This window comes from Sporolactobacillus shoreae, assembly GCF_004684935.1.
GTDB lineage: Bacteria > Bacillota > Bacilli > Bacillales > Sporolactobacillaceae > Sporolactobacillus > Sporolactobacillus shoreae.
In genome coordinates, this window is sequence record NZ_SRJD01000041.1 from 1 (window position 1) to 8,776 (window position 8,776).

Sequence of the window (8,776 nt, forward strand, 5' to 3'; positions counted from 1 at the left end):
CGCATCCACCCCTCAAATGTTCTCGGAATGTACTGCAAGATGCCTTGTGCCGGATGTCCCTGCAGGCTGTTAATATCAACAATGCGCTGTACTGCGTTCGGATCGCCGCCCGATTCCTTCGTCACACGGGCAAGAATGGCGTTCAGCATCTCGCTGTTCAGATTCACATTGGACATGGATGCCGCAAGTTCAATGGTCGGAATCCACCGACTAGCCCCGGATCCGTTAGGATTACTAATTAACTTGGTCAGCTGATTACCGATGACATTAACCAGTGCATCGGTTAGGCCATTAATAGCGTCCGGTAGCTGGTTCAAACCAAGGGTGATGGTCTGATTCTGCTTACCAAGCAATGAGTCGAAATAATCACCCACACCGGTAGCAAAACCGGGGAGACCCAAAGCCTTACCTAATCGCTCGGTATCAGCGTTTTTAAGGACAGATGACCCTCGGCTCAAATGGACAATAGACGGCTTATCGGCTAAGTAGGTACCCACCTGCGGATCGTGCACAAACTCACGTCCCGCTTCACCAATTAAAGCTGTCTCAGCAACTGGAAGGTTATGAGCACCGGTAGCCCGCGCATGTGTAGCCATGTCATTGACCTGCATAAACTTGACCGTCGAATAGGTCGGCATTTTGACACCAACAGATACAGCCTTGCTGATATTTTTCGCTAGTGAACTGTTAATCGCATCAGCCGCCGACTTGGTATCACCTGTAAACTTAATGTGCTTATTGATATCCTTCGCCAAGGTTTTATTCAGGCTGTAAGCGCCGCCCGTGTCATTGCTGATCTGCTGCCCAACGCCCTTTAAATGGCTAATCTGATCCTGTATGGACTTAACACCATTCTGATATTCCGTGACTGATATTTTATGCATCGCATAATTCTGATCTAACTGCTTTTTCTGTTCCTGAAGCTTTTCAACTTGATCTGCTAATACCTGGATTCCCTTTTGTCCTTTTTCGTTGATCCCTGCTTGGCTCAACTCAAAGTCAGCAATCTTTTCGCGCAATTGATTGACGATGCCCAGCTGAGCCTTATCTTTATCAATAGCTTTTTGAATCTGCTCGTTCTGCGCTTCCAGATTTCCTAGATCCTGATGAAGCTGAGATCCACCGTCTTGAAGTAAAACATTTATGCCTTTAATCCAGTCATATTTTGCTTGGGTATACGTAAGTCCATGAATGGCAAGATCATTTGATATAGCCTGCATAGTGTTAATTTTGCTCTGTACGTCGCCTTGCTGAGACTGCTGATAATTGATGTCATCTCTAAGTTTCTTTTCATTACCTAGAGCAGCTTGGTACTTTTGCTGATAATCTTGAAGAATTTTATCCGCTTGCGCCTGATTATATTTTTTGATCTTATCCGTTGTATAAGCGAAAGCATTTCCTTCGTTCGTCACCGCCGTTGCCGCGCCAGGTATATCTTTGACCATATCCTTACTCAGCCCGGCCATGGTCTGCAACTGCTTGTTAGAAAGGCCAGATTTTTTCTGCAGCTGATCCATCTGATCTTTTAAATTCTTAACCTGATCGGCGCTCGTTGCCTTTTTTAAATTATCCTGAAGGTCAATGTATTTACCGAGTTCTGATTGAGATAAATGGCAATTCGTTTTCAACTTATCAAAGTCGTCAATCTGCTGCGCCAAAACGCCATGTTGTTTAGCTAGTTTATCCGCTACAGTAGTGGACGTATCGGCCAGCTTCTGAGACTGATTCCAGAAATAATAAGCACCAGCCCCCAACGCGCCCAGTACAGCTATCGTCCCTGTCACTGGATTAAAGAGCAACGGCAACGCACTAGCCAACATACCTGCGCCCGACGCGGTACCGGCGATCCCCGCTGCAGCTTCACCCGCAGCGGCACCGGCGCCAGCTAATCCCGTAGCGGCTTCACCCGCGCTAGTTACCGTACTGGCTAGGCCAGCGGCTGCTTCAACTTTTGAAGCACTGCCCACACCGCGAAGCATCTTGGATGCCCATTTTGCCCCATCTGATAGAGTGGAGAGGGATCTAAGTAGGGACGCTGTGCCAATCGCGGCAGGAGCAACAGCCGCGGTGAACAAACCTATAGACGCTACCGTCGTCTGTACCGGACCAGGCAGCCGTGAAAACCAGGTAAAAACGCTGTTGAGGTCACCAATGAGTCCGTTAACTTCCGGCATTAAGGTCGTAGACAGCGTCATAGCGAGGTTGCTTGCTTCCTGCTTAAACCGATTCAGCTGGTTTAGCCCTGACTGCATCATCCGGTTGGTGACGCCGCCCGCATAGTCCTGACTTTCGGCCTTCTTAATATTCGCAGAAAAATCGTTCAACTGCTTATTGGTCTCTGTCATCAGCGCCGTAACGGTAGGCAGAGAGGTGCGGCCGAACATGTGTGAGATAATATTGGCCCGATCTCCGGTACCCATACCCGCCGTTTTATCACGTAACTGCTGGATTATATCTGATAAGCGGAGCAGATTTCCGTGTGAATCCTTCGTCTGAAGGCCAATGTCTTTCATAGCTGCAGCAGCCTGCTTGGATGGCTTGGCGAGACTCGCGATCACGCCGCGCAAGCCGGTACCGGCACTCGTTCCTTCCACACCACGGCGGCTCATGACTTCGAGATACGCGGACATATCTTCCATCGAGTATCCGACCGACTTCGCATAGTCGCCGACATAGTTCATCGAATAGCCCAGTTCCAGGAACTTTGCAGACCCATGGTCAGCCGCATAAGCCATCGCGTTCGTAACCTTGGTGGTATTCGCTGCCGTCTGCGCAGAATTCTGGGACTTACCGAAGAACTGTTCCATGACATTCATGCTGGTCTTAGTTGTTTCCAGAAAATCAGATCCAGCAGCTGTGGAAGCCTTTAACATCTTCTCAACCGCTGCCATGGCCTGCGTACCACTATCGCCCTTGCGGATCATCATTTCATAAGCGTCGCCAATGCTCTGGACAGAAACGCCATACTTATTAGACAGCTGAATGCCCTGCGTCGTCATGCCCTTAACGACATCGCCCGCTGATTTTGCCGAATCACCGCTGCTCATCAGCAGTGATTTGATCGTCTGTAGCTTATTCTGGAAATCCAGCGACTGCTTTGCACCGTACATAAATCCGGCACCGAGTCCCAGCGTGGCCACCGTCATGGAGGAACCGACGGCGCTAATCTTATCCGCCGCTGTAGACAGATTAGTTTTAATCTTGTCCAGGCCATCGCGCAGCACGACATTGGCCTGAGAAGCACCGCCTACGGATTTTGCCAACTTATCAAAACGAGCCTGCGCCTGTATCTGTGCAGATCCGAGTTCGTCTAATGCCGTGCGCTGCTTCTGGACAGCGGAAGAATCTTTTCCTTCCAGCGTAATTAGCTGCTGCAGCTTGGCCTTTTCGTTATCCAGGATACTGTTACGGAGCTGGATCTGCTGACCGAGTCCCGTGTATTCCGCACGATTCGCCTGCAGGGACTTCTTCATCGCGTCAAACGCCGAAATATTCGCCTGCGTGCTGCGCTGTGATAGTCCAAGCTGGTCGGTCAGTGTCCGAGTCCCGCGCTGTTCATCATCCAAGGCCAGCTTCGTATCTTTCAGCTGTTTCGTATACATGGCCTGTTTGGCGATGTTGTCGTTGATCTGCTTGGCCAGGCGCTGATGATAGGCCGTGTTTTCCTTACCATCGTTAATTTGCTGCTGGTAGGTTTCATTCAGCTTATCCGCTTCTGCACGCAGACTTTTCAGTACGAGTTCAGTGTCCTCATACTTGTGGGCCAGCTTATCCAGCTGCATGTCAGCCGCATCGTACACCTTCAGGTTAGTCTTCATGGCGTTTTCATTCTGCTTAACCGCTTGCTGGATATTTTTCAGTGCATCCATAAACTGCGCGCCATCAAGACCGAACTTAATGACCAAATTGCCCAACGGACGTCCTGCTTCAACCATCGTGTTTTACCTCCTTTCCTCCATATTTTTAAAACATCCTGAACAGCTCTTCGCCTGTGATATCGTTACTGCTCTTTCCTTCAGTAGCGATTTTCATTAGAAAATCAAAGTCCGCTTTCTGGATATCGTAAGCGCTCCAACCCGCCTTAATGAGGTCGTTATACAGCTTTTTGATGTTGCTAAACGCCTCATGCGCGCTTACTTTTTTCCCGATTGGCCCTCGGATCCGACGACCTGACCAATGACACCGTTCAGCGTGTCTAAGAGCTGATCAGAATCCACTCCTTTGAGGATCGCTTCACGGGTCAAACACTGCCCTGAAAACAACCCAGAGACGTAATCAAGCAGAGCATTGATTGCTTCCGTGTGCTTCTTAACGTCTTCCAATTTATCCAATAATTCAAAGGCTTCAAAGGTGTCTTTACCATTGGCCCCATTTTTTTCATAGACTTCTTTTTTTTGAGTTTGTGGGTTAAAAAGTTCCAATTTAATAATCTTTGACATGATATTTTCCTCCTAAAAATAGTAAAAAGGCTAGATTGATCACCTAGCCTTCCAAAAAATTAACTTTATGCAGCAGCCGGGAACAGCATCGTTTCAAAGGCCGTCTGTGTCACGTTGTCCGGTGCGGCTGCCATGCCCTTAGCCGTTACCGCATTCTTGTCTGCACGAGTCACAAAGGAGCCGTTCAGCACGTCTGCCGAAAGTGGAGAACCGTTGGCGTCGTTGGTCTTAGCATCTACGGCATCAAAGGTAAACTTGCCCTTCAACAATCCCATATAGAGGTCATTGCCGTCTTTATCACTGGTGATGATCTCCACGGCACAATACGGGGGCACGTCATCCGGGCTCGTATAAGAAATCTTATCTGCACCCTTTGTCTGCCCTAAAATAGCTTCCAAAGCCCCAGCGACCAGGGACTCCTTATCCGCTACGGTCAGAGCCAGTTTGACCTGCCCTGTACCTTTAACCGACACATAATAAACGCCGTTCGATGCATACAGCGAGGTTTCTGCCGGTGCTAAGCCGGTCACGTTGGCTTCGATTGCGCCGGCTGTCGTCATGTCAATGGTATAAATCTTAGCCGGATCCACTTTGTCATTAGCGTCCAAAATGCCAATTTTAATTGCTTTAAGGCCAGTTACTGCCATGTTTTATCACCTTTTCCTTCATTTTTTGTATAAAAAAGAGCCCTTTACGGGCTTAATAGATCCTGTTTCTTCGATACTGCATCGTAATCATATAGAGGTCGATGGTTGGATCTTTGCCATCCATCTCATGGTACCGGTAAAACCGATGATCCTCCATCACGGTGTCCACGACTTGCATCACGGTATCTACCTGTTCACTGTCGAGCGGCAGCCATACCTGAATCTGGACATTATTCTGCTCCTCGAATGAGCGATTAGAAGCGAACTTCGTTTTCGGGTTCGAAATGCAGGTAATCAGTGCATAGGGCGCGAATCCTTCAGTCACAAGTGGCGAATCCACCGAATAGATCTTTTCTGGTGGGACAATGCCTGAAAAGGTCGGATCAGCACTCAGAAGCGCATTTACTTCGCCCTGTACTGTCATAGTTTCAATGCCGCCTTCAGTGACGCGGCCACACGATTCAGAGCAATGGCTTGTTCTTCGTCAATCGTCCGCTGCATGAAGTGCTGGCCCTGAATCCCTTTACCCCAATGGCGTTTCTTCGACCGATCCACCATGCCACCCGTACGGGCCGTTCCGTTCTCCACGAAGTGCGCGCGCCAGTACGTATCTTTGCCGTAGCCAATGGTCACTTTATCGTCTTGACCCATCTGGATGACCACATCTTCTTTCAAATGCTTGAACGCCTTATGCTCTTTACCCTTCTCGGTTTCAAGCTTAAACTGCTCATTCCAGCTGCGGTACTTGGACTCATCTTCCCAAGGCGTGTTTTTTTCGAGTGCTTCGGCAATCAATGCACCCTCAGAACGCACAACCTTGCGCTCCACATTGCTATTTTGATGTGCAAAATCAAGCAGCGCTTGTTCAATCCCGCTGTCTTCAAAGGTCACACTCATGTGATCACCTCTTTGGCCAGAATGGTGTCCCATTCCTTATCGTAAGTGTCCAGGTTAAACGCGATCACCCGGTACAATTTTCCGTTCCAGGAGAAAAACATCTCTTCCTGGATCTCATACTCCGACTGATGCCGGATGATCACCCGCAGGTTATTTGCTAAGTCCGTCCCGAGGTTCTTTTCAACCTCAGACAGCATCTGCGTCCGTACAGCCGCCCAACACGAATAAAAAACATCCGCAGCTGGCTTTTTCACCGCTACGCCTGCCGATGTTTTGGTAACGACAACTTCATAAAAACTGATGCGTTCATTCAGGTCACTCGTTCGTGCGATTTTCGGCATTTAATACCACCCCAAGTGCACAGACCTGGACGTTAAATCGGTCGTTGCAAGACCCTGCGGCTGTGCTGGTGGCCTTCTGGACAGTTCGAGTAGGTATGAGCCCTTCAACTTCAAAATCTTACTGGTGACACCCAGAGGATACTCAACAACCTGCTGCTTATTCGATGCATCCGTAATCGCGGAACGCGTCTTATACGTAGCGTCGGCCAGCATAATGACCGCCGTGTCAAATGTGCTATTGTTTTCCCAAAAGTCCGCCATGTTTTCATCAGTACCGACACCACTCTTAATGACGTTCATCGCGTCGTTCATGTACGTTGTCAGCTGATCGTCATCTGCATCAAAGTCGATACGTAGCGCATTTTTTAATAAGGGCAATGTTACGGTCACAGCGCATCACCCGCCGGAAACGTGACAGAAATAGGATCACTTAAAGTTGATTCGCCCATATTGTTCTGCGCGGATACCTGAAATTGATGCGTCGATCCGGGCTGAACATTATGCACGGTAAAGCTCGGATCAATCAGTCCTGACTTAATCTTCACGCCGTCTTGATAGACGTTATAAGTCTTTTGTTGCATCAAGCATCACTCCATTAAGATGCAGTTGAAATGACATGCCCCTGCTGGTCAGCAATGCCTGTAAACGTGCAGAAGAGCATGGCTTCGGTGTCCCAAAGCTCGACATCAAAGCGATCAATCGCACGCAGCTTCGTCTGATCTGTTTCAAACGAGCCCGCACCAATGTTTGTTGCAAGGAGTGAAAGCTGCTCCCTGTCAAACAGCTTCACGGTTTCCTTCATGTCGCCCACATAAAGCGGATAGACTGGCGAACCCGTTGTTCCGCCATTGGGTAACCAGCGATCCGAGATGATTTTGACCGGACGACCGAGGATAATCGGAATCTCGGAAATAACTTGCCCATCAGCCATCGGTGTCTGAGAGTTGGCCACAATCTTTTTCTGGATCAGGTAGTTACCCATGGCATCTTTCACTTTGTCCAGCACGTTAAAGCCAGACTGGTTGGTAAACCATGTGGTTGTTGCATGCAGCGCCGGATCGAGTCCCGTGTTAAAGGCGTCTTTGATATCATCAAACTTGGTAAGCGTCCTATCCTGCGCCGACGGAAGTGCTGCCAGGGCCGCTAGAATTTTTGCATTACGAGTCACAACTTCTTTTTTCGCCAACCAGGCTGTGATATTTGCGATAATGTTCTCTGGCGAATCCTTCAGCAGCGTATTCGTGATCGCAGAAATACCCGCATGCCGGTGAATCTCCCAGGTGATTTTCTTCACGTTTGGATCGTCATTGGCGCCAATCGTAGCTGTTTCATCGTCAAGATCAGCAAACGGCGTGATGTCTCTCCACTTTTCAAGGTTCAGCGAACCTGTTTTCAGTGTAACCGGACGCACGTCCACGTACTGCTGCAGCGCATCGTACTGGCGAATCAGGTAAAAGACCTGTGTTTCAATATCCGGAGGAATGGTTAGACCGAGGCCTTCATCATTTCCATCAGGATCAGAAACGACGAGATCCTTAAAAGGCATCTCACGTCCGCGAAGCAGGGCTTTAAAGTTTGTCACGAATTTTTCTTTTGCAGACGGCTCTTTTACCGGAGTCTTTGGAGATCTTGCAGCACCCTGAGCGCCCTCAGCTTCCACTTCGTCCAGCTGTTCCTTTGCCATATCACGTTTTGCCTTAGCGGCATCAAGTTTGGCTTTAAAATCCTTAATCTGCTCAGCAGTTACCTCATCATCAAGTAAAGCCTGCTGCACTTTTTCCTGGGCATCGACCACTTTCTGGCCGGCTGCAATCCAGGCATTTCTTAGTTGTTCGATATTCACCTGTTACACACTCCCTTTTAAGATCTTTAATTTCTGTGACAGTAGTGACGGTTGTTTTGGTTCCTGGGGTGTTGGCCCAGGCTGTGGCGTTGGATCACCTCCGCCGGCAAGTGCTGCCGGCACGTGTTTGTATTTAGCAAACAGCTTTTCAGAGACGCAGGCAGCCGCCTGGTTGGCTTCAAGGACTTCATCAGCCAGACCGTAGCCAACGGCTTCCTGAGCAGACAGCCAGGTTTCTGCGTCCATCAACGTGCCTAACGTGTCCGTATCAAGCTTGTCCCCTGCTTTCGCCAGGTAGGTCTGCTTCATGCTCTCGTTAATGTGGTCGAGGTCATCAGCTTCTTTGCGCATATCTGCCGCATTGCCCACCACATACGACCACGGGTTGTGAATCATCATCATGGCATTAGCGGGCATGGCAATATGGTCGCCAGCCATGGCAATGACACTGGCAATTGAGGCGGCCAATCCGTCCACAAAAACGTTTACCTGCGCTTTGTTCTGCTTCAGCATGTTGCCAATCGCCACACCTTCGAAGACGGAACCACCTGGGCTGTTGATGTGTAGGTTGATTGTTGAGACATCACCCAGCGCATCAAGGTCTTTTTT

10 protein-coding genes are annotated in these 8,776 nt (G+C 49.1%); all 10 read right to left on the minus strand.

From position 1 onward, the window contains the following. The coding region (locus E4665_RS17610; protein ID WP_135350112.1) for a phage tail tape measure protein at window positions 1-3,935 on the minus strand (3,935 nt) is incomplete at its 3' end. Window positions 3,936-4,133: 198 nt separating this feature from the next. Next, window positions 4,134-4,439 (minus strand): phage tail assembly chaperone G, encoded by a 306-nt coding sequence (gene gpG, locus E4665_RS17615; protein ID WP_135350113.1) that lies wholly within the window; start codon window positions 4,437-4,439, stop codon window positions 4,134-4,136. Window positions 4,440-4,504: 65 nt separating this feature from the next. Beyond that, window positions 4,505-5,086, minus strand: coding sequence for a major tail protein (locus tag E4665_RS17620; RefSeq protein ID WP_135350114.1), 582 nt, complete (start codon window positions 5,084-5,086; stop codon window positions 4,505-4,507). 52 nt (window positions 5,087-5,138) lie between these two features. Further along, window positions 5,139-5,510 (minus strand): hypothetical protein, encoded by a 372-nt coding sequence (locus E4665_RS17625; RefSeq protein WP_135350115.1) that lies wholly within the window; start codon window positions 5,508-5,510, stop codon window positions 5,139-5,141. Beyond that, window positions 5,507-5,983, minus strand: a complete 477-nt coding sequence (locus E4665_RS17630) for an HK97-gp10 family putative phage morphogenesis protein (protein ID WP_167815248.1) — start codon at window positions 5,981-5,983, stop codon at window positions 5,507-5,509. Before E4665_RS17630 ends, E4665_RS17625 begins: the two co-directional genes overlap by 4 nt. Further along, window positions 5,980-6,324 carry a phage head closure protein gene (locus E4665_RS17635; protein ID WP_135350117.1) on the minus strand — a complete coding sequence of 115 codons (345 nt, stop codon included), beginning with the start codon at window positions 6,322-6,324 and terminating at the stop codon, window positions 5,980-5,982. The genes E4665_RS17630 and E4665_RS17635 overlap by 4 nt, the downstream gene beginning before the upstream one ends. Continuing rightward, window positions 6,325-6,714 (minus strand): head-tail connector protein, encoded by a 390-nt coding sequence (locus E4665_RS17640; RefSeq protein ID WP_135350118.1) that lies wholly within the window; start codon window positions 6,712-6,714, stop codon window positions 6,325-6,327. Further along, window positions 6,711-6,905, minus strand: coding sequence for a fibronectin type III domain-containing protein (locus E4665_RS17645; protein ID WP_135350119.1), 195 nt, complete (start codon window positions 6,903-6,905; stop codon window positions 6,711-6,713). The genes E4665_RS17640 and E4665_RS17645 overlap by 4 nt, the downstream gene beginning before the upstream one ends. A 14-nt stretch (window positions 6,906-6,919) precedes the next feature. After that, window positions 6,920-8,167 (minus strand): phage major capsid protein, encoded by a 1,248-nt coding sequence (locus E4665_RS17650; RefSeq protein WP_135350120.1) that lies wholly within the window; start codon window positions 8,165-8,167, stop codon window positions 6,920-6,922. A gap of 3 nt (window positions 8,168-8,170) precedes the next feature. After that, window positions 8,171-8,776 (minus strand): head maturation protease, ClpP-related (locus E4665_RS17655; RefSeq protein WP_206663602.1); only part of this gene is annotated, 606 nt, incomplete at its 5' end.